Below are 23,562 nucleotides of genomic sequence, written 5' to 3' on the forward strand. Positions count from 1 at the left end.
TATTAAATTCCTAAATCAGGATAACTTGGCATTTTTGAGTGCTTTTCTTCTGGATTATTTACCACAACAGCTTCTGTTGTTAACAATAAGGCACTAACACTACCAGCATGTTGTAATGCATATCTTGTCACTTTAACGGGATCAACAATTCCGGCTGTGATCATGTCTTCTCAAACATTTGTTGCAGCATTATAACCAACATTATTAGCTTGGTCTTTTAATTTATTAATAATTATTGAACCATCAACCCCGGCATTAGCAGCGATTTGACGAACTGGTTCTTCAATTGCTCGTAATACAATATTTAATCCTAACTTTTCTTCTTCATTTAATTTTAAATTAGTTAATTTTGAACCCACTTGCACTAAAGCAGTTCCCCCACCAGCAACAATTCCTTCTTCAACTGCTGCTTTTGTTGAATTTAACGCATCTTCAATACGTAGTTTTTTCTCTTTCATTTCGGTTTCGGTTGGTGCACCAACTCTAATAATTCCAACTCCACCAGCTAATTTTGCTAAACGTTTTTGTAATTTTTCTTGTTCAAATGATGAAGTTGCGCTTTTAATTTGACCACGAATAAACTCTTTTCGCGCTTCTAAATCACTTTTTTTGCAACCTCCTTCAATAATTGTTGTTGTATCTTTTGAAATAATTACTTTTTTTGCTGTTCCTAGATCATCTAAAGTTAATGTTTTAAAATCCATTCCTAACTCACCATTAATAAATTTTGCATTAGTTAAAATAGCAATGTCTTCTAATAAGTTTTTGCGATTATCACCAAATTCTGGTGCTTTAACAACACAAATATTAAATGCCCCACGCATTTTATTTAGTAATAATGTTGGTAAAACATCACCATCAATATCATCAGCAATAATTAATAACGCACGTCCTTCTTCAACAATTTTTTCTAAAATTGGTAGAATCTCTTTCATATTACTAATTTTTTTATCAGTAATTAAAATATAAGGATTTTCAAATTCTGTTAACATTTTTTCACTATCAGTTACCATATATTGTGATAGATAACCTTTATCAAATTGTAATCCTTCGGTAATACTTAATTCAGTATCAATTGTCTTTGATTCTTCAATGGTAATAACACCATCATTACCAACCTTTTCCATAATTTCAGCAATTAAATTACCAATTTCTTGGTCTTTTGAACTAACACTAGCAACTTGAGCAATTTCTGCTTTAGTTTTAATTTGTTTTGCTGATTGTTGTAATAATTCCACAATTGCTTTAACTGTTTTTTCAATCCCATTTCGAATTGCTACTGCATTAGCTCCCGCAGTAATATTTTTTAATCCTTCCTTAACGATTGCTTGTGTTAAAACAATGGCTGTTGTTGTCCCATCACCAGCCACATCATTTGTTTTATTAGCTACTTCAGCAACTAATTTTGCTCCCATGTTTTCAAAATGATTACTTAATTCAATTTCTTTGGAAATGGTAACACCATCATTTGTAATTAATGGTGAACCATATTCTTTTTCTAATAAAACATATTTTCCTTTTGGGCCTAATGTTACTTTAACAGCGTCAGTTAATTTATTAATTCCGTTAATTAGCATCATTCTTGCATCTTCTGAAAATTTAATTTCTTTTGCCATAATTTGATTCCCCCTTTAAAATTTATTCTTCAATAATACCTAAAACATCTTCTACAGAAATTAAAACTAATTTTTTATTATTATATTCAACTTCGGTTCCAGCATATTCACGATAAAGAACTTTATTATTGATTTTTCCTTCAAATGTTTGTTCCTTTTCAACTTCGGTACTAATTGCAATTATTTTTCCGATATGACTTTTGCTTTTTTCATCTTCTTGTAAATAAATTCCATTAATGAAAGTTTCTTCTTTTTCTTCTTTTGCTAAGACAATATTTTTGCCCAATGGTTTTATCATCAAAAATCCCTCCTTATTTATAATTTTTAGCAAATGGCATATGTAACTGCCAATAATATATTTAACAAATTTTATTAATAAATGCAAGCATTTTTGTCTCATAAACAGAAAAAAATAAATCATAATTTTTGAGAAAGAAAAAAGAATTAAGTAATTTAAAAATTACTTAATTCTTTTTTAAAATATAGTTCTTAAAGAAATATTTGTTAAATATTCTTAATAATAACATTTTAAAAACTATCAATAAAATTAAATATTCCAATAATGTCATATTGTCAAAACTTATAATACTTTTCCTTTTTTATTTCGAAGATTACTTAAATAATTCAATATAATTGCTAAACCAACCACAATAATCAATAAACTAATAATACCAACAAAAAAGATTGGAAAACCAACTTCAAATGGATTTAATTGATCATATGGAAACGGAGTAAATGCTTTTTGTCCTTCAGAGATAAAGTTTACTAGCATTATGCCTCGTACTGAAACATAAAGTAAATAAAAGATAATTAAAATTAAATTATATCAACTATACTTTTTACAATACTGTTTTGTTCCAACACTTTTTGTTGTAAACAAAAAATAATAAACAATGACAATAATTGGCACTAACATATGTTCTAAAACTGATTTTAAAATTTTATATCATGTATTAAAACCAACCACATTTGTCGGTGAAATTAATAATGTGGTATTAAAAACAATAAAGCTTATTACATTTAAAGTTGTAATTCGAGTCAAATTATTTTTTCCAGTAATTCAGTCTGGCATATTTTTGGTATGGTAATGAATCCAGTTTAAAATTCCATAACCTGCTGTTGCTAAAGCTACTCATACAGATAAATAAATTGACTGATTAATAATTGAGAAATCAAAATTTCTTGTTGCATCACCATATTGTGGATCGGGTTGAATTGTTGAAAAAAATAAGTCCAATAATACACAAAACAACGGAATAATCGCAAATATAACATAAAAACAATACTTTATTTTTAAAGATCTTTGCCCTATTTGTTGCAATTTAAATGGCGCCCCCTTTTTTTATATTACCTTAGTAATATATTTTTTATTATGCCAAAAAAAAAAAAAAAAAAGACAATATTTTTGCCTTAATTTTTAAAAATTTTAATAAAATATAATTTTGTCATTATTTAATTTACTTTGAGTTTTTTATCCATTATTTTTATAATTAATGATTATTTTGTTCATCTTCGGGTGGTTCCACAACTGTAATTTCAGCTGAAAACTTGCTTCCTGAAACATATTCTTGATATTTTTTTACAGTCTTCAATTCTTCAACTGATAATTCTTTACCAGTTAGTGCTATTAAACTAGCATTAATCTCTTTATCAGTAGTTTTTTTAGTAATCGTAATGGTGATTTTATCACCTTCCTTTAATGGAAAACTGACATCCTCTCCTAATTTATAGTTAAAACTAAATCCAAAAATAAAAAATGCTGTTTCCTCCTTATTACTAATTTCTTTTTGTTGTACTTCAGTTAAAGCATTTATAAAAAAAAGTATACAAAATAATGGCAGATACTTCGTCATCACTTTTAGCACAATATAACTTTGTACTAAAAATAGTTGCTTTTAATCCTTTGATTGTTTCATCAGTATTTTTACAAGCCATAACAGGCATTACACTAGTGGCAGTTAAACCAAAAATCCCTAATATTGCAAGAATTTTTTTCATTTTATTTTCCTTCCTAAAATATTTCTATTAGTAAATTGTGTCTAATTAATAATCAAATCACGTTCTTTCATCTCAAATTATAACATAAATATAAAACCCTTGATATTAACTTTTATTTTTCATTTATCAGTTTAAGCATTTTAGAAACACAGTTATAAAAAACAAATAACATAAAAAGAACCCAATTTTCGGGTTCCTATTAATGATATATTAATTAGTAGTTTACTAATATTCTATCGATAAAATTCATTTTGATATGTTTTAACAAACTCTCAATCTGTAACTGCATCTCAGTTAACTGATCAAGTCATCATTCCTTTTAAATAAATGTTTTGTTCTTTTAATAAGTCAGTTGCTTTTTTAATATCCTGAGCTTTAATTTGACCATTTGCTGCTGCATCATTGTTTGCTGGTAATCCTCATAATAATTGGTTGGCTGGAATTTGAAAAAAATTATCTTTTCCTTGCACAATATATTTTGCAATTAAATATAAGAATTCTGCTTTATATTTGGTATCATTTTGTGTCAACCATCAACCATTAAAACCTAATGCTTCTTGTTCTTCAATTGGAACATTAACTCCATCCCCAGCTTGATTATAAAATTGTGGAGCAATAAAATCAAGGTGTATACTTAAACCTCGCAAATATGGTAAATATTTTCCTTGACCTGCACTTGTTCGTAAATATGGAAATTCTGGTGCCATTGTAATTAAAAATTCTTTGTTATAGAACTCTGCATAATAATTTTTAAGAAGCACTAAAACTCTAGGAATAATATCCTCATTTTCTCCAGCACTAATTGCTGATTGTTCTAAATCAATATCAATTCCATCAAACCCAAACATACTTACTAACTTTCTAATTTCTTGAGTAAAAGCTAGTTCGTCATCAGATTTTAAAGAAATATGTGCATCAGCACCACCTAATGATAAAATAACTTTTTGTCCACGCTCTTGTACTAATTGAACTTGATTAGCAAAATAATCATTTTTTTCATCTTGCGTAAAGTGCGGTTTATGTGGTACTTCTGGAATAAAAGTTGGAATTTCACCAGTTTTATATGATTTCATAAATGAAACATTAATAAAATCATATTCCTGATTAACATCAACTAAATCAATATATTTGGCGGTCCCGCCTTGATATCCAGCACCATTATCTCAGTTATGTCAGTAACCAACTAAAATTGGTTTGTGTTCTTGCGAATTATGATAAGTAGTAAAATTACTATTTGCTAATGATAACGGAGCACTTGTAACTAACGTCAATGTACTCATTAATGATATTAAACCATTCATAATGATCATATCCTTTCATTGTATAGTATTTTCAGTGGCTTTCCCTACCTTAATTTTACTAAGGAAAAATAAAAAAGTAAATAATAAAATCTTTTTAAAATAAGAAAGATTATAATTATTTACTTACAATAGAAAGTTTTGTTGTTTTATGCTTGTCAACGTAGTTTTCAACCAGCAACTCCAATATAGGCTCCAATTAAGCCTAACGAAACCCCCAGATAAATACCATAAGTTGGTGTAAAAACAAAATCTTGTCCACTTCATGCTTTTAAGAAGGGATCCATTGTATATTTAAATGGGTTAATATAAGTAACATACTTCAATACATCACTACCATTAATTAATTCTGCTGGAATAAAAGCCCCACTTAAGAAGGCAATCGGCATAAAAATAACATTTGACCCAGCAATAAATGAGGTTGTTGATTTAAAAATTGAAGATAACATCATTCCTAATGAAATTGTTGAAATAAAAACTAACACAACAAACGGAACTGCTGGTCCAAAGTGATTTGGCGCCGCAACTTCTTTTCAACCAAAACTTGGTCCAAAGAAAATTCCTGCTCATAATAATGTTCACAAAAACGATATAATAATAAAAATTAATCCAACGAACATTACTGATAAAACAAAGAAAACTGGTTTAATATTTGTTGCTCCAATTCGCTTCATTAAAACACTATTTTTAAATTCTAAAATTGTTTGTGGAATAATAAAAATTCCCACCGACATTGCTTGTACCATAGCAATTGAACCAACTAAAGTATGAATATTTTGCCCTGGATTGTCATTTAATTGTTTAAAAGCAAATCCGTTTAAAAATAATAATAAAATAGGATATACAATTAAAAAGAATGGTACAAAGAATCCTTTATAATAGTATTTTAACATTAAGTCAATTAATGGTTTGTTTTTACCACGAACACGACCATCGCAAATTCATTTATCGACTTTATTTACCCGTGTGCTTTGCTTGCTTTGTTTGACCATTTTTTGAAATTGCTGATCTAAATCAGTTTTCTTGTTTTGTTCAAACATTTGTCAAGTAAAGTTATGAACTGAACCATATTTTTTTACAATATCTTTGACCATTCCGGCCTCTTTAATTTCACCATTATGAACATAAATATATTTTTCACAAAATTCTTCAACTTCACTCATCATATGGGTTACTAAAAACATTGCTTTTCCTTTTTCAACAATGTTCTCGCGTAAAAAATGAAAAATTTCTGACCGAACCTCAATATCTAACCCGGTTGAAATTTCATCTAAAATAACTAAGTCTGGGTCATGGATTACTGACAATAAGATATTTAACCGTTGTTGTTGTCCCCCAGAAAGTCCTTCGACAAATTTGTTTTCCATTCCAATTAGTTGATATGTCCGTAATAATTCTCGTAACTGACTATCAGTCATTGGAATATTAAATGTATTTAAATAGTATTTAATCATATCCATAACTGAAATTCCAATTGGATATTTTGATTCTTGGAACTGAAGACCAATGGTTAAGTTTTCTTGACGAACTACTTTTCCGGCCGTTGCATGCCGAATCCCACCAATAATTTCACTTAACGTTGACTTCCCACTTCCATTAGCACCAATAACCCCAATTCGATCACCAGGATTAATAACTAAATTAACATTATTTAAAGCAACTTTATTTTTGTACTTTTTTGTAACATCAATTACTTCAACTAACGGTTTGGACGCATCAATCGCTTTGCGTTCTTTTACAACTGTTTGCTTCATAGTTTCCCCTTTCCTAGCTATATTTATTCAATTTTAATTAATAAATATGCTTGTTTATTTTATCAAAAAAAAAAAAAAAAAGCATAACCTTACCTTTTTTTCGTTGATTTATGACTTTTTATTTTATCAGATAGATAAAAACATTAAATTTGATCTAAAACTGAATTAATATAACTAAAATCAGTATCTTCACTATAAAGTTTTAGAATTTCTAAACTTTCATTAATAACAATTGCCTTTGCTAATCCTTGATAATGAATTGCATAAACACCATACACTAAAACAGCTTTATGATAATTACTTAATCGTTCAAAACTTCATCCTGATTTTAAATGTTGATTAATAAGCCCAATAATTGTTGTTAAATTACCTAAAATATCATCAATTTGTTCTGATTCAATGCTAGTTGTTACAACTTGTGAAAAATCATAAGCCTCTTGTTTTGTTGTTAAAACATCATGTTGCAAAATAAAATGACGATATAACAAATTAATAATATTAATCCGTTCTTGGCGTTTTGACATGTGACATACTCCTTTTTAAATATAGTGATATAAACAAAATAAACTTCGTTTTTGTAACCGAGAATTATGACGATGACTATGAACTCCAAATAAATGATGTAACATTAAAATTGTTTCATCAGCTAAGAGATCATTTGTTAAATCATCGTTCTTTTCAATATGTTTTATTATATCACTTCAATGATATTCTTGTTGATTAATTATTTGAATATTATTATAATTTTTAGCATCTGTTATTGTAAATGGTTCTTTACTATTAATGACAACCAAATTAATGGTTGCTGTTCGTAAGAATTGTTTCGCATTAATCATTTTCATCATTCGATTAATCATGAATTGTTGTGTTACAACGGGAGAAGTAATTAAAGTATTATTTTGTTCTCACACTGGGGCTGCCATTGTTGTACTAACTGACCCATTTAATGTTTGTATTTTTAGAAAATAAAGATTCTTACGAGTTAAAATTAACCGGGGAAAATAATATGTTATTTTGCTAACATCATCATAAAAAGCAACATTTTTAAAATATCACATATAATTAACCGTTTTAACATATCGTTCAATAATTTTATCAAAATAACGATATTGCTCTAATTTTAATTCTTGTTTTCAATTTAACGCTGGTAATCCTAATTCCTGACGAATTTTTGTTAAATAATGTTGATTCTTATGAGTTAACATTATTTCCCCTCCTTTCTCTTAAATTAAGTAAAAAAGAAACCTACGGTTTCTTACGATGTCAAAAGTGACTAGTTCGTTTTTGATGTTGATAACGATATTGTATTTCATCTTCAGCAATTAGCTGTTCAATTAAAACATCGTTGTCTTTCCGTGTTAATGCTTCTTGATAATCAAATGTTTTTTCATGAACACGAACATGAATGCCATTAAGTAATAATGGTGCTTTAATTTCTGCTAACTTTAAAAACCTAATTTCTTTTGGATATAAATACAATAATTTCCCATGTAACTTAACATTTCGTAATAAAATAAAGTCATTTTTACTCGGGGAGTTTGCGACATTATCTTCGGTATAAACATTATAACTAAGATAATGATTATAATCTTGTTCATTGCCAGCAAAAAACATTTGATTTTTATGCATTCGATCAATACAAATAATTTTCCCATTATGTAAAAAATATAAATGTCCGGTTTTAATATCTCTTATCATTTCTCGTTACCTCCTCTTCTATCTCTCTTTTATTGCTAATTTTGGTTGATAGTTAACGAGTTGATAATTAATACGTTATTTGTTGTTCCGTGCTTCTTGCATCAATTGTGCTTGCACTCGTAATGATTCAATTAAAGCTTGGCGATTTTCTTTCACTTCGTCACGAATTCGTAATAATCGTTGAAATTCTTTTTGGCGTTTAATAAACTCTTCAATATTTCCTTTTGTGTTTTTATATTTAAGAACTTGTTTATCTAACAACTTAATTTCAGCATATTGCTTCTGGTTTAATAACATAACATGTTTTCGTAACAGCGCAATTGATTTATTACGATTTTCTAAAATTGCCGCATTTAATTTATCATCATTTGTTTTAATTGTTCGTGATAAATTGATTGCCCGGTTAAAATCAGCTAATTCTTGTGAAATTTGGCGATTATAACCTTGTTCATATTGTTGTCGAACTTCTAATAAATACTGCAACATTTTTTGTTCATAGACTAAACGTTGATCAATATTAGGTCGTTTCTTCTCATCATACTGATGATTATAATTTGTTTTTTTATAACGATCTTCACTCAGTAATTCTGCTTGTTCATTAGCAAAGTCCATTGTTGAGGTTTCTCCTTTTTTGTTCTTTGCTTTTAGTGCAGGACTTTCTTTTTTATTCTTTTTTTGCTTTGTTTTAAAAGCAAATGTTTCTTTTAAATGTTCTAATTGTGTTTGTTCTTCCGCATTTAATTTATAAAAACGTGCCTTATTTTCTAACCGTAAAATTAATCGTTCTTCCATTGATAATGGATCTTCAGCAGTACGAATTATTTTAACTGGTTTTGGTTTTGGTGGTACAATATCTCTTGCCGCAAATTCATTTAAGTTAATTTCAACTTGATTTTGTTTAATTAAGCGAACAAGGATTTCTTCGTCCCCTTTTTCAATTTCAATTTTATCATCAGAATCAACAACAAAGTCAACAACTGATAACCCATTTTGTTTTATTTGTGAAATCTGGTGGGCTAAAATTGGGCGTAAATCACGACGAATTGTTGTTACTTCTTCTGTTTCAGTTCGCCGAATAATTGTTTTCATTTCGTTTGTTTCTGGTTCTGATGACCCTAATTTTGTTTTTACACGATCAACATCTAAACTATTTCAATTCGAGAAAGTATTAAATTGATCATTAATTAATTCACTGTCTTTTAACGGTGGTTTAATTAAATTAGTTGTTTTCGGAATGGCATTTTTAGCAGACCTTTTTGTTCTACTAACAGTTTTATTAGTTTTTGGTTGATCTAATGGTGTTGAAATTAGGATATCTTGCTGAAGTGGCTGCTTCACTTTTGCTGCTGGTTTTTTACTAGCTGCTTGTTTTGCTTTATGATTGTTTAATCTTGCAAAAACTGGAATTTCTTTGTCACTACGATAACTATAATCAATGAATTTACTTTTATTTTTTTGTTCTTCTCAAGCATTATCTTTATCTTTTAAACGAATAACTCCCTTTTTTTTGGTTCCAACAACTTCAGTTAAATATTTTTGTTTTAATGCTTGATACTCTGGGCTATTTTCATCTAATTGTCTTAATAAAACTTTAATTGTTGCTGGAGTTAATTTTTTATCCATTAGTTCTGCTGCATCTCGTTCTGAATCAACAATGCTACCATAATTAGCACGAGTAACGACAACAGTTTCTGAGTCTTTTTCTTTTGCCATTTTTTAATCCTCTTATTTGCTTTCTCATTTTTAATACATATATATATTATATAAAATTTTTAAACTTTTTTAAATAGTTTTAGCAAAAAACCTTGCTTTTTTTAATAAATTATTTATAATATTATTTCATTATTTTAATTAAACTCTATCACCTTTATTTGAGACCTTTTTTATAAATTAACCGCTGTCATTTTGTTATTTTCGGAACAACCCCTTGCTTAATTGGTTTTTCAATTTGCACCGGATGATATATCTCATATTCATTAGCTAACGCTTGTCCAATTTCGCGCATTAAAATTGTGCCATAATTATCTTCTTCATAGGAAGGTGTCATTTTGTTATCTTTTGCAAAAAATGATTTTGGAAGTGAATCTTTTGCTTCAATCTCACTATTAAGTATTTTTTTATTTATCTTTGGTAGTTTAACTGGCTTTGCTAATGTTGCTAAATATTCTTCTCGTTTTTTTAGTTCGACTAGTCGTGATTGTTGCAAATCACGCAAAATTAATTCTTGTTGACGATGCAACTGTTGCGCTTGAACTTTTTGATTAATTTTTAACACTTGTAACAATTGTTGTTGCATTTTAGCATCAGTTTCTTGTGCTCAGAGCTCTTTTTCTTGCGCTCATTGAAGAACAACATCTGGTCGTTTTTGCGGATCAATCCCACTTGACGTAACAACTTCATCAAAATATTTTCGAATTAAATCTGCTGTTGGTAATGTTGTTTGTTTTGCTCCCATTATTATTCCCTCACTATTTTTTTTGATGCTCCTCGCCAGTTTTATCTTCTACTGAGTCAACTAAAAAACCATTAACAACTTTTTTTCCTTCTGCAAGATATTTATTAATTAAAATCTGTGGTAATGGTTTTGGTTTAATTTTTCGATGACGCAGTTTTTTTTGATAGCGTACTTCTTTACGAATATTCTTTTGAATTAATTTTTCTTTTACTAATCGTTCATGAAGTTGTTCTAATTGTTGTCGTTCAATTTCACGAATTTCGCGAGGATGATAACCAGCAAAAGTATATTGGTTTCCTGCTAAATTTATTGTTAAATCAGGTGTTTTTGTTGGATCAAGATAGTTAATCTGATAATCTTTTAACTCTTTTTGAGTATATAATGTTAAATCAATTAATCGTGCTTTCTCATTAGCATCTTTTTTTATTTTCATATTATCTAATGAAAGTTGTTCTTTCGTCATTGTTATGACATCTAGTTTTTTCATTCTTTTTTCTTCGTAATTATTACCAAATTTTAGTTTTTTTAAATTAGGTCGTTTTTTAGGATCAACTGTTGAAATATATTTTTCTTGCGGTGACATTGCAGGAAGAACTGTTGTCTTATTTGGTGTACTTTCTTTTGCTGCACCATTTAATTGTGTTAAGTTATTACTACTTGGCGCTGAAAATGAGGTATTTGCTGGATTTGACATTACGTTAGTAGTTACAAATTTTGATAAAACTGTTGGTTTTGGTTTCTGAATTGCTTTAACAAACAATGGTCTAATTTGATTAGTAATTGCTGTGTCTAAATAAAGATCTGTTTTAAAAATTGGTTTTCGTTGTGGCTCATCAGTGATGAAATTTCGAATATATTTACCCCCAATTTGTTTTTTTGTTTTTCCTAAACTACGAGATAAACTTTCTTGCACCATTTGATTACGTTTTTTAATAACATTTTCTGGATCAATCACAACTTTTTCTTCATTATCATCCTTCGACAAAGTAATTTCTTTCATATATTGTTTTCATTCTGACGGATGTGAATCACGACGAGACAATAATTCTAATTGGTTTTTACTTAAATTCATTTGTTCTTTAATTTCATCAAGAGAGCGTGGTTTAACATCACTATTTACACGAGAGTAGTCTTCTTCAGGATGATACACACCTCGGGCTCGATTTAAGTAAGGATGTTCATCATGATTCGTCGCATCACGTCGTGCTAATAATTCAATTTGATTTTGATTTAAACCTCAACTCTTTGCATGTTCTTTAACTTGGTTATTAAAAGTTTTTAATATTTCACCAGTATATTCATCATGATGTTCAGAAATGTTTTTTTCTCGTTCACTATGATAGCGACCATATTGTTCATTCCGTTGCCGAATTAAACGTTGTTGATTTGGATTTAATTTTCTAATTAAATCTTCAACTTCTTTTGGTGTTGATTTTCCGGTTATATTTTCAACCGCCAAATTATCATCTTCTGTTTCAAAAGTAAGGTTGACTGTTGAAATTAATCCTACTTCTTTTTCTTTTTGATCAACTGCCAATGCATTAATATTATTATTTAAAAAACTTTCTCGTGGTTCTTTTAATTCTGATTCAATTGCTTCTTGTGATTCTTGGTATCCTCTTACCACTCGGGCTGGAAATAAATCTTCTGAACGATATAGTTTTCGTTTTGCTAAAAGATCTAATTGTCCGGGATTTAATCCCATATTACTTTTTTTACTCGCTGTTGTTTTTATTTTTTCTATTGGTCTTGATGCTTTTTTAGTTGTTGTTTTTTTAAAGTTAACATTTTCTCCCAGAACTGCTTTGATAAATTTTTCGTATTCTTTTTCATAACGATTATCTCAATCAACCGTACTAGTTGCATTTAATGTTTCATATTCTGTCATTAACTTTAAATACGGTTCTGATTTTTTTCAAGCTTTTGTTAAAGCTTTAATAACAGTTGTTTCATTAACCTTCATTTTTAAACTGTTGTTAACTTCTTGTAGTTGTTTTGTTTCATTTAGTTTCTTCTTAGCCATCATCTTTACCTCAATTTTATTTATAACCATAAGTAAAATGCTTTCCATAAAATTATATCATTTTTTTCTTGCTTTTTCTATCGATACTTGTATGATAATTAATTAAAAAATAAAAGAGAAGTTCTCTTTTATTTTTGTTGAAGAAATGTTTCTAAAATTAATTGTGCTGCTAAACTATCTTTTTTACTTTTTCGCTTTTGCCGCGATAAATTAGCTTCTAACATAATTTGATGTGCTTGTCGTGTTGTTAAACGTTCATCAATTAAGTGAATCTCAATAATAACACTTAACATTGGTTTTAATAAAGCAATGAATTCATCCACCATGATTGCTCGTGGTCCAATTGTATTATTCATATTTTTAGGATAACCAATTACAATATCAGTAATCTTTTCATTTGCAATTAAGGTTGCTAAATATTGTGCTGCATTTAAAAAATCATGATCAGAAAATTGATAAACACCATAACTTGTTGCGATCACGCCATGACTTGTGGCAAGTCCTAATGTTTTTGTCCCTAAGTCAATTCCTAAATAATATTTAGCCATGTTGTTGTAAAAACAACAGTGGGTCGGCCAGCAATTCTGCAATAATAGTTTTATTTTTGAAACCACTTTGTGCCACGCTGTTGTTTCCTCCCCCCTTGCCATCAAGTAATGAATTTAGTTGTTGAATAATACGTCCCGCTTGGTAACGATCATGTAAAGTATCACTAACACCAACCACTAATTTTTGTTGGGTTGAATCAGTAATATCAACAAAAAAAATTAAAATATTAGAATACCGTGCTTTATAATCATCAATTAATACTTTCAAAGCATTAACATCAACTTTTGTTGGAAATTGATAAGTCAAAACTTGAATGCCATTTTTTTCTTGCAATGGTAAAGCATGATATTGCTTCACAAAATCTTGCATAATAACATTATCATATTGTTTTTGTCAATGTTTAAAACTCTCTTTAAATTGATTTACTAATTGTTTTAATAATTTTCAGTTTTCTTTTGAAACAGTTAAATTACTAATTTGGTTTCAAATTTGCTCTAACTCTTGATTAGTTAAAACTGCTTTTCCTTGATTATATTTTTCAAAATAATTAATTGCCTCTGTTTTTTCTTTTAGAAATTGTTCATTTAAATAACTAGCAATTGTTCTATTTGATGTAATGGCATGAATTCGAAAGGTTCCTACCCCTTTTGATTCAATTCCAGTTACTAATAAATCTTCGACATCTTGTGAATTAGCAACATGCGTTCCTCCACAAAGCTCACATGAATAAGTTCCAAATTTAATAATTCGTACTTCTTCATCATATTTTTCAGTAAAGAAAGCTAATGCTTGATGTACTTCTAGTGCTGTTTGCATATCAGTATAAATTATTTCACAAGGAATTGCCGCACGAATAGCTTTTCTTACGGACGCTTCAACAGCCATAATTTCTTCAGGAATAATTGGTTGATTATGGGTAATATCAATTCGCAATCGTTCATCATCATTATAAGAACCAGTTTGCATAACATGGGTTCCTAATACTTCTCGTAATGCTGCATGAATTAGATGCGTTCCAGAATGGTTTTTACGCGTATAAAATCGACGATCACTATCAATTGAAGCATTTACTAAATCACCACTTTTTAAAGTTCCTTCCACTCTTACAAAATGCAAGTGTTGTTTATTTGGTCCTTGTTGTACATCTAAGACATAAGCAGTGTTATTATCTTTTAAGATTAAACCACGGTCGGTTGCTTGCCCACCCTTTTCTGCATAAAAAGGTGTTTCTGCTAAAATAAGATATCCCGTTGTATTTGTTAATTCAGAAACTGGCTGATCATTTGCGAACATAAAAACAATTTCTGTATTATTAACTTGTTCATGTTCATAACCAACAAATTTACTAACAACATCTAACTGCGTAAAAAGTTCACTTTGTAAATGAATTGCTTTAATATCTTTACGATTGGTTCGTGAAATTTCTTTTGCATTTGCTAATAATTCTTCAAAACCAGTTCGGTCAACTTTTATTCCTGCCTCGTGAGCTTCTTCAACAATTAATTCAATTGGAAAACCGTAACTTTCAAATAAGCGAAAGGCATGTTCTTTTGAAATTATTCCATACTTTGTTTTAACTTCGTTAAATAATTTGTTCCCTTGTTCTAATGTTTTTAAAAATTTATTTTCTTCATCTAAAACAGCTTGTTCAATAATTGGTTGTTTCTCAATTAAATAAGTATAATATTCACTCATAATGGTAATTACTGTTTGTACTAATTGGTATAAAAATGGTTGTTCTAATCCTAATTTTTTTCCATATAGACTAGCACGACGAATTAACCGACGAATAACATAACCACGATCCTTGTTACCCGGAAAAGCACCATCCGCAATTGCAAATGTTACTGCTCGTAAATGATCAGCAATTACTTTAAACGCTGTATTAATTTTAATTTGATGCGCATCACTAGTAAACAATGCGGTTTGATCATAATGATATTTCCCCTGCACTAATTTTTCAACTGCTTTAATAATGGGCATAAATAAATCTGTTTCAAAATTAGTTGGTGTTTCTTGAATAATAGAAGTAATTCGTTCTAATCCAGCCCCCGTATCAATGTTTTTTCGCGGTAAATCGGTATAAGTTCCATCCCCATTATTATTGTATTGAGAAAAAACAATATTTCAAACTTCTAAATAACGATCATTTTCTAGGTCTTCTTGTAATAACCTTATCCCAACATGTTCAGGGTCATATTTTTCACCGCGATCATAAAAAATTTCGGTATTTGGTCCACATGGCCCTTCTCCAATTTCTCAAAAATTAGTATCTTTATCCCCCTTAATAATTCGTTCAGGACTTAACCCTATAACATTATGTCAAACCTCATATGCTTCTTGGTCATCTTTATAAACAGTAACATATAATTTGTCAGGACTAAATCCAATTCATTTTTTATCAGTTAAAAATTCTCAAGCATAAACAATTGCTTCCTTTTTAAAATAATCACCAATTGAAAAGTTACCTAACATTTCAAATAACGTATGATGACGGGCCGTATGTCCTACATTCTCAATATCATTTGTCCGAATTGATTTTTGTGAATTTGTTAACCGTGGTGCTGGCGGTGTTTTTCGACCATCAAAATATGGTTTTAATGTTGCCACCCCGGAATTAATTCATAATAATGATGGATCATCAACGGGAATTAATGATACTGATGGCAATTCGTAATGATCTTTACTCCGAAAAAAATCTAACCACATTTTTCGAATCGCATTTGCTGTAAGTTTTGTCATCCTAACTTTCCCTTCTTTTTAATAATTAATTAATAGAATTATAGCATACGAAAAGAAAAAAACTTCTTTATTTCAAAGAAGTTAAAGACCAATTCTTATTTTCGATAACCACGAACTAGTAAATAAAATGAAACTAATAGAATGTTAATAAAGAAGAAAAGCATAATAACTGGTACCACTGCTGGATATTGAAAATATTGTGTAAACTCAGTTCACATTAAAATTTGTCAAATTAAACCAATCACTAATCATGTCAACATTTGTATAAACATTAGTAAATTATAAGAAAATTCTTGTAAACGAGCTAAACAAAAGAGCATAAAATAAAGCGGAATAAAACTAATAATCATTAACACAATCGCAATTCCTAAAATAACTCAATTGGCTGTCACATAATGAGTTGTTGAAGTAAAGGCTGGAAAAATCATAACAACAAGAAAACCAATCATTAATAAAATCATCCCAATATTGCTTCCTAATCGTTTACGTAATTCACGACGAGAAGAAATATTAATATATCCTAATCATTGGACAAAACTTGCTCCAAGACCACCACGATGGCTTGATGACGATGGTAATAATAATTCAATTGCAATCCGAATTGCTAAACCAACCGTTAAGATTGCAACCGCAATTGGGGCAATGAAAATAATGAAAACCGCCCCAACTTGTAAAACTCCAGGCGCTTGTGCTAAGAAGGTACTTAAACCAGTTTGATTAATACTTAATCCTAACACGGAAAAAACATTTGGTTGATACTGAACATTATTAGTTCATGTTACTAAACCACCGTTTGTTAAATTATATCAATTTTTTTCTTGTCCATTAACAAAATTTGAATTATCAGCAATTGCAACTAAAAATAACCCTAGGAATAAAGCAACATATAATGTAATCCCTCCTCCTATTGTTAAAATTTTTCCAACTAACAAGCGAGCATTCCATTTTCAATGCGCAGCAGTTGCATTTGTTAGTAAAACAACAACAAAAATTGCTGTCCCAACAGCAAACACACTTAAAATAGGAACAAAAATATATAAATCAATTACTCAAAATTTAAAAAGACCAAAACCATCCAAACTAAAAATTGCTTGAAATGATCCATATGATAATAAAAAATTTAAAATATTATAAGCACTATCACCTTTTAAACTTTCTAAAGGATTGGGTGTCAAACCATTAACACTTAATGATTTAATAATTTCTTCTTTTAACGCACCTACCTGTTGGTTTAAAGTTGGAACAACTGCTCCGGCCATAATAATTACAATTCCTGCTAAAAATCATATGCTACTAAATTTTAGCCAAGACTTTATTGTCATAACTTCCTCCATTTTCTATTTTCTTAGGTATCTTTATTATACCAAGAAAACTAATAACCGTATATAGTGTTTGTGTTCCAAAGTTGTTGTTACATCATAACTCGTTCCACAATTTTAATATCGGGAATTGCTAACAACGACGAACGAATTTGTTGAAATCGATCAGCATTACTAATTTTAATAATTGTCTTAATGGTAATATTCATTAAATCACTAGAAATATTAGCTGTCATCATTTGAACTGAAGCATTTAAATGACTTAACACTTTTGTGACATCAACTAACAAAGCGGGACGATCAATTGCTTCAATCCGAATTGCACAATCATACTGTTTATTTTTACAAACCGCTTCATTTCAACTAACTTCCACTTGTCGTTCTTGTTTTTCACTGCTTTGTAAATTACGACAAGTTTTTAAATGTACTTTAATTCCTTCTGCTTTTGAAACATACCCTGTAATTTCTTCATATGGCAATGGCAAACAACATTGTGAAATCACAACCTTAATACTTGAAATTCCTTGCACAATAATATCATCTTTTAACTGGGCTTTTTTATATTGTTTGTCTTGTAGTTTTTTTAGAATTTTTTCATTCTGACTTGTTGCTTGATCTAAATAAATTAAATTAATTGCTTCTTCCAACGTGTATTCATCGTTAGCAACATCTAATAAAAAATCTTCAATATTATTATAGTTAATCGCATGCAATCGTTCTAGTTGCGTTTCTGAATCAACTAATTTTCATTTTAAATCTTTTTTAGCAATGTACTCTTCAATTTGTCCTTTTGTTTGTTTAATTTTTTCTAGGTTAATTGATTTTGTATCATTGGTTGCTTCTGCTAGTTCTTTTTTTAAATATTTTTTAATTTTTTGTAATGCTGATGATGTTTTAGCAACCACTAGCCAAGAATGATTTGGCTTTTGAGTCGCCGCTGTTTTAATGTCAACAACATCTCCTGATTTTAAAACTGTTGAAATTGGAGAGAATAAACCATTGATTTTAGCCCCAATTGTTTTCTCTCCAATTTCAGAGTGAATTTTATAGGCAAAATCAAGCACCGTTGAACCAAATGGCAACGTAACTACTTTCCCGTTTGGCGTTAAAACATAAATTAACGAAGAAAAAATGTCATTTTGAATAATCTCTTCCATTAATTGATCAGGTTTATAAACTTCTTGTTGAATTTCATCTCGTTCTTGCACGGAAATATTTTCTAAATCCAAAATTCGTTTAAAAATATCTAAGCGATCATCAATATCTTTTTGTTTTTTAGCAATATCATAATTTTCGCCTTCTTTATAACGTCAATGAGCAGCAACTCCTTGTTCTGCTAACTCATCCATTTCTTCAGTTCGAATTTGCACTTCAAAAATAACACCATCATCAGCTGCAATTGTTGTATGTAATGATTGATATAAATTATGTTTTGGAGTTGCAATATAATCTTTAAAACGATTATTTAACGGAGTATAATGTTGGTGGACAAATCCTAATACTTTATAACATTCATCAACACTATTTGTAATAATGCGAACTGCTAAAATATCATGAATATCATCAAAGTTTTTTCCAAATTGATTCATTTTACGATAAATTGAATAAATTGATTTGCTCCGACCATATACTTTGACTGACATTTTTTTTTCAGTAATTAAGATTTGTTTTAATTCTTCAATTTTTTGATTAATAGTATTTTCGCGTGCTTTATTACTTGATTCTAGCAACGAAACAATTTTATTATATTGAACCGGATTAATAATTTTAAAACTAATATCTTCAATTTCCTGTTTAACAGCCTTCATTCCTAACCGATGGGCAATTGCTGAATAAATTTCTAAACTTTCGCGGGCAATAATTTGCTGACGTTCTGGTTTTAAATAACCAATTGTTTTTAAATTATGTAACCGATCTGCTAACTTAATAATAATAACACGAATATCTTTTGCCATTGATAAATATAATTTACGTAAATATTGTGCCTTAATTTGTGTTCGGTTTTCTTTCGCAAAATAACTAACTTTTGTTACTCCTTCAACTAAATTAGCAATTTCAATTCCAAACCGTTCTTGTAACTCTTCAAATGTAGCTGGGGTATCTTCTAAAACATCATGCAATAATCCTGCAATTAATGTTTTTGGTCCCATTCGTCATTGTGCCAAAAAAAAGGTTGTTCATAATGGATGATTAATATATGGTATTCCGCTATTACGAACTTGGCCTTGATGTTTTTCTTCTGCATATTCATATGCTTTCTGAATTTCTTTTAATGTTGTCGCATCTTTGATGTACAACTTAATTTGGGCTAAGACCTCTTCGTATTTAATATCCCGATCCACTATAAACAACCCCTTTTCTTTATACTAATTATAATTATATACCGATTAAGCTGAATATTCAATCAGGGTTTTAATTGGATATCCACCTAAATCTTTTTTACCATTTAAATATGTTAAATCAACAACAAAGGCTAATCCAACAATTGTTGCCTGTTTATTTTGAACAAGTTGACAAATTGCTTGTGCTGTTCCTCCTGTTGCTAAAACATCATCAACAATTAAGACACGATCATTTTGTTTTAAATCTTCAACATGCATTTCTAACTGATTAGTCGCATACTCATAACTATACTTAGCGCTAACAACTTGGCGCGGTAATTTCCCCGGTTTTCGAACCGGAACAAAACGCAAGTTTGCAGCATAACTAACTGCTGGTCCAAATAAGAACCCACGTGCTTCTGGAGCAATAATCACCGTTGCTTGTTGTGTAATTGCATAAGCTGCCAATTGATCAACAACCATTTTAAAAACAGAAGGATTATTTAAAATTGGTGTAATGTCCCGAAAAATAACCCCTGGTTTTGGATAATTAGGAATGTCAACAATAAAGTTTTTTAGTTCCATTTTTTCAAAATACCTTTCTTGGTTAATAATTTAATCATTAATACCAATCACAGTTTGTTCATCAATTTCAACACGTTGTGAATCTAAATAATTTTTAACACGGATTTTATTTAAAGCCCGATATTTTTCTAAGGCTACTCAAATTGGAATTCCAACAAATAATGTTGCAAACATTCCAGCAATTAAACCAATTAAAATCACAATATTAAAGCCAAACCATGTTCCTGAAAAAGCAGCTAAAGTAATTAATAAAACTGCAAACATAATTCCTAGTGTCAAACAATGTTGTAGCATTTGTTTAATCGTAATATTAGCAACTTTTTGCAAAAAGTTATGTTCATAATTATAAACTCTAAAGTCTTTACGAACTTCACGAATTACTTTATTATTTTTACTTTTAATATCTTTTGCCGCTAATTGTGTTCGTTTTAATTGATCATGATATTGTTTTTTAATTTCTCGTAAGGTTAATTCAGGATGTTTGATTGCTAATTTCTTTAATTCTTCTTGATAATAAGCTTTATGTGCCCGACGTAAACGTTTAATTTGTGAACGGTGCTCTGACATATAGGTGAAAAATGTTTCATATTCACGAATATTAATCGCTTTTTTATTTTGTTTTGCCCGAACCATTACCATTGTTGCAAAGGCAATTGCAAAACCAAAAATTGCTAAGAATGCGATTGACATTTCAAAAGTAATTAATACTTGAGTAATAATTGCAATTGCAATAGTTGTGACTAAAGCAAATAAACTAGCTAAAACCATTCCTACAAATTGCGCTCAGTCTAAACGGAATAAAGTATAAACAAAGATACATGCTAATCCAACACCAATACTAATTGCGGCATTTTTTAGAATATAGCCTTCCATAACCGGATCAGTCTGTTGCAATGCTAATGAAGGGTCATCGGGGGTTGCATTATAAAATGATGCAATGGCTGTTAACAATTCTCGTTCAAAAGTCCCCTTTGTAATATTGGTACTAACAACTAAAATTCGGTTATTAACGCCACTTTCTTGTTTTTTAAGAATATAAATATTGTAACTAAAATTATAACGCGCTGTTTTGCGAATACTTTCTAATTGCGTTGATAACTTTGCAATTGCTGTTTCATCGTTATTCGTTCCTCATAAATCTTGATTAATCGTAAAATTAATTCCTGGCTTAATTGAATTAGCAACATTTGCTTTTCCAGCAAAAGCAATTGCTAACGCAACAATTAATAAAATAATTCCAACGACTGGTGTTCATTTTGTAATATTATAAAATGTTCACTTTCCTACTTTATATTGCTTTCCTTTTTTTGGTATTACAGTTGCAACATTATCATTCGCTGCTATGACAGGTTCACTTGTTTCTGGCATTTGCAATTGAGCACTAGCAGCTAATGCGTCTGGTGCTGTTGTTAGTGCAACTCTTTTTTTCATGAATAATTTTCATAATGAAAAACGTGAAACATCTAATCAAGGGTGTTTTTCTTGTCAACGTAATTTAATAACAATTCAGTACATTAAACGCGCAACAGCAAATACCATTACAATGGAAATAATTAATCCAACTAGTAAAATTGTGGCAAATGAATTAATATTATTTGTTCCTAATCAAAACAATGATAATCCTAAAATAATTAAAACTACTAATGCATCAATAAAGACCGCAATTGTTTGTTTATTAGCAATTTTCATTGCCGGTTCAAATGGAATTTGATTTTCGTACCGCTCACGTTTATACCGTGAAAAGAATAACAAGTTTCCTTCAAGTGCTAAACCAAATGCAATCATTAATGCCGCAATACTTTCTGGCGAAATTTGAACTTTCAATAGCGAAGAAAAATATAATGTTGCAATTATTGTAAACAATAACGTTAAAATTGCAATAAAACCAAATAAACGATAATAAACTAATAAAACAACGAAGATTGCTAATACTAATACTCCTAAAATGATTAAAGAAATTTTAAAAACACTAGCTGAAACAACAGGTGGAATTTCACGATAACCACGAATAACAAACTCTAAACCACTTAAGCCCCCATTAATTAAATTACTAATTTGACGAGATTCAGTTTCAGTTGAAGTTGTAATTTGATTTGAATTTTCAGCAGCTCCTGTCCCAAGTTTAATTGAATTTCAATTAATGATATGTTCTTTATATAAATCTGTTAATGCAGTATTATATTCAATAATTGTTTGTAAATATGGTCGTAACGGATCAATAAACTGATTTGTTGTTGCTGTTTTATCATTTGGGTCAATTAATAACCTGTCGAGTGGTACAGAAGTAAAACGAAAACGGGCATCTTCCATTCAAGTTTGAACTTGCGAAATTGGATAACTTAAAGCTAAATCTAGTAAATTACCAGTGCGAAGTTGTGAAGTTCCAGCATCATAATATTCAACATTAAAAATTTGATAAATATTACTTCAATCACTCGCCGAAACTTTACTACGAATTTCAGCATTAAAAACAGTTGCAATTGCTGGAATATTTTCAGTATCATGACGTAAATCATCAATAAATTGACCAATATCAGTTCAAATATACAATGGTTGTGCTTGACCCCCACCTTCTGATGGTTTTAAACTATTAATAATACTATCTCATTTTGCTTGATCTTTAATTTTTAAAGTAATAATTGGGCGACGATTTTGATCAACCCCTGTTGTTGAACCTGAAATAACATCACTTAATGGTGTTCGTTCTTTTGTTCCATTGTTATCACCAACTAGTAAGTCTTTTCCTTTACTATCTGTTAAGTAAATTGCTCCTAAGCGTTGAATTACTTTGCTCAAAGCATTATAAGATTTAAACATATCTTTTCCAACAACAACTTCAACAGCGCTGCGACCTAATGTTTGTAAATATAAATTTTGATTTGATAATGGATCTAATTTATTACGTAATAAATCCAATCCTTTTTTACTATCACCATTTGGTGTATCTGGTGAAAAATTAGGATCATTTTTATCTAAAACATTAACCTGAACTTGATATCCACCTGAATAAGCAATTCCAGTTTTATATGAATAACGAAAACTATCAGCTGAAAAATAAGCACCAACAATCATTGCAACAATTAAAACAATCAAAGTTCCAATGCGAATAATTAATTTGCTAATTGCCTTTTTATTTTTTGGTTCTTTAATTGTTGTAATTTGTTCGTTTTTCTTCACGTTTTACACCACTGTTCTATTTTAAAA

The 23,562-nt window shown here is 29.4% G+C and carries 19 protein-coding genes; all 19 read right to left on the bottom strand.

Annotated features, from left to right (window positions below; all coding sequences use genetic code 4):
- Positions 1–2: 2 nt before the first annotated feature.
- The 19 genes from groL to S100390_RS03030 all read right to left on the bottom strand — a co-directional run bounded on the left by groL (position 3) and on the right by S100390_RS03030 (position 23,535).
- Complete coding sequence (groL, locus tag S100390_RS02945) at positions 3–1,616, bottom strand: chaperonin GroEL (RefSeq protein WP_070406800.1); 1,614 nt, start codon at positions 1,614–1,616, stop codon at positions 3–5.
- 22 nt (positions 1,617–1,638) lie between these two features.
- Positions 1,639–1,914 carry a hypothetical protein gene (locus tag S100390_RS02950; protein ID WP_197490504.1) on the bottom strand — a complete coding sequence of 92 codons (276 nt, stop codon included), beginning with the start codon at positions 1,912–1,914 and terminating at the stop codon, positions 1,639–1,641.
- Positions 1,915–2,196: 282 nt separating this feature from the next.
- Positions 2,197–2,868: a hypothetical protein gene (locus tag S100390_RS02955; protein ID WP_231918022.1), complete on the bottom strand. Its 672-nt coding sequence runs from the start codon at positions 2,866–2,868 to the stop codon at positions 2,197–2,199.
- A 238-nt stretch (positions 2,869–3,106) separates the two neighbouring features.
- The gene (locus S100390_RS02960) at positions 3,107–3,469 is read right to left on the bottom strand and encodes a hypothetical protein (protein WP_070406803.1); all 363 of its coding nucleotides are present in this window, start codon (positions 3,467–3,469) and stop codon (positions 3,107–3,109) included.
- Positions 3,393–3,614 carry a lipoprotein gene (locus S100390_RS05480; protein WP_197490505.1) on the bottom strand — a complete coding sequence of 74 codons (222 nt, stop codon included), beginning with the start codon at positions 3,612–3,614 and terminating at the stop codon, positions 3,393–3,395. Before S100390_RS05480 ends, S100390_RS02960 begins: the two co-directional genes overlap by 77 nt.
- Positions 3,615–3,847: 233 nt before the next feature.
- On the bottom strand, positions 3,848–4,915 hold the full coding sequence (locus S100390_RS02965) for a glycosyl hydrolase family 18 protein (protein WP_070406804.1): 1,068 nt from the start codon (positions 4,913–4,915) through the stop codon (positions 3,848–3,850).
- A 146-nt stretch (positions 4,916–5,061) separates the two neighbouring features.
- Positions 5,062–6,666: an ABC transporter ATP-binding protein/permease gene (locus tag S100390_RS02970; RefSeq protein ID WP_070406805.1), complete on the bottom strand. Its 1,605-nt coding sequence runs from the start codon at positions 6,664–6,666 to the stop codon at positions 5,062–5,064.
- Between the two features lie 143 nt (positions 6,667–6,809).
- Complete coding sequence (locus S100390_RS02975) at positions 6,810–7,190, bottom strand: transcription antitermination factor NusB (RefSeq protein ID WP_070406806.1); 381 nt, start codon at positions 7,188–7,190, stop codon at positions 6,810–6,812.
- A 15-nt stretch (positions 7,191–7,205) separates the two neighbouring features.
- On the bottom strand, positions 7,206–7,871 hold the full coding sequence (locus S100390_RS02980; protein WP_070406807.1) for a hypothetical protein: 666 nt from the start codon (positions 7,869–7,871) through the stop codon (positions 7,206–7,208).
- Between the two features lie 40 nt (positions 7,872–7,911).
- On the bottom strand, positions 7,912–8,364 hold the full coding sequence (locus tag S100390_RS02985) for a hypothetical protein (protein ID WP_070406808.1): 453 nt from the start codon (positions 8,362–8,364) through the stop codon (positions 7,912–7,914).
- A 75-nt stretch (positions 8,365–8,439) separates the two neighbouring features.
- Positions 8,440–10,077, bottom strand: a complete 1,638-nt coding sequence (locus tag S100390_RS02990) for a hypothetical protein (protein ID WP_070406809.1) — start codon at positions 10,075–10,077, stop codon at positions 8,440–8,442.
- A gap of 154 nt (positions 10,078–10,231) precedes the next feature.
- Positions 10,232–10,819: a hypothetical protein gene (locus S100390_RS02995; RefSeq protein ID WP_070406810.1), complete on the bottom strand. Its 588-nt coding sequence runs from the start codon at positions 10,817–10,819 to the stop codon at positions 10,232–10,234.
- Positions 10,820–10,832: 13 nt separating this feature from the next.
- Positions 10,833–12,845: a hypothetical protein gene (locus tag S100390_RS03000; protein ID WP_156768778.1), complete on the bottom strand. Its 2,013-nt coding sequence runs from the start codon at positions 12,843–12,845 to the stop codon at positions 10,833–10,835.
- A 125-nt stretch (positions 12,846–12,970) separates the two neighbouring features.
- On the bottom strand, positions 12,971–13,390 hold the full coding sequence (ruvX, locus tag S100390_RS03005) for a Holliday junction resolvase RuvX (protein WP_070406812.1): 420 nt from the start codon (positions 13,388–13,390) through the stop codon (positions 12,971–12,973).
- Positions 13,383–16,133, bottom strand: coding sequence for an alanine--tRNA ligase (alaS, locus tag S100390_RS03010; protein WP_070406813.1), 2,751 nt, complete (start codon positions 16,131–16,133; stop codon positions 13,383–13,385). The genes ruvX and alaS overlap by 8 nt, the downstream gene beginning before the upstream one ends.
- Before the next feature lie 95 nt (positions 16,134–16,228).
- Positions 16,229–17,455 carry a motility-associated protein Scm1 gene (gene scm1, locus S100390_RS03015; protein WP_070406814.1) on the bottom strand — a complete coding sequence of 409 codons (1,227 nt, stop codon included), beginning with the start codon at positions 17,453–17,455 and terminating at the stop codon, positions 16,229–16,231.
- 89 nt (positions 17,456–17,544) lie between these two features.
- Positions 17,545–19,794: a RelA/SpoT family protein gene (locus S100390_RS03020; protein WP_070406815.1), complete on the bottom strand. Its 2,250-nt coding sequence runs from the start codon at positions 19,792–19,794 to the stop codon at positions 17,545–17,547.
- 45 nt (positions 19,795–19,839) lie between these two features.
- Positions 19,840–20,358: an adenine phosphoribosyltransferase gene (locus S100390_RS03025; protein ID WP_070406816.1), complete on the bottom strand. Its 519-nt coding sequence runs from the start codon at positions 20,356–20,358 to the stop codon at positions 19,840–19,842.
- 30 nt (positions 20,359–20,388) lie between these two features.
- Positions 20,389–23,535: a protein translocase SecDF, variant type gene (locus S100390_RS03030; protein ID WP_070406817.1), complete on the bottom strand. Its 3,147-nt coding sequence runs from the start codon at positions 23,533–23,535 to the stop codon at positions 20,389–20,391.
- Positions 23,536–23,562: the final 27 nt, after the last annotated feature.

The organism is Spiroplasma sp. NBRC 100390 (assembly GCF_001886495.1).
Taxonomy (GTDB): domain Bacteria; phylum Bacillota_I; class Bacilli_A; order Mycoplasmatales; family Mycoplasmataceae; genus Spiroplasma.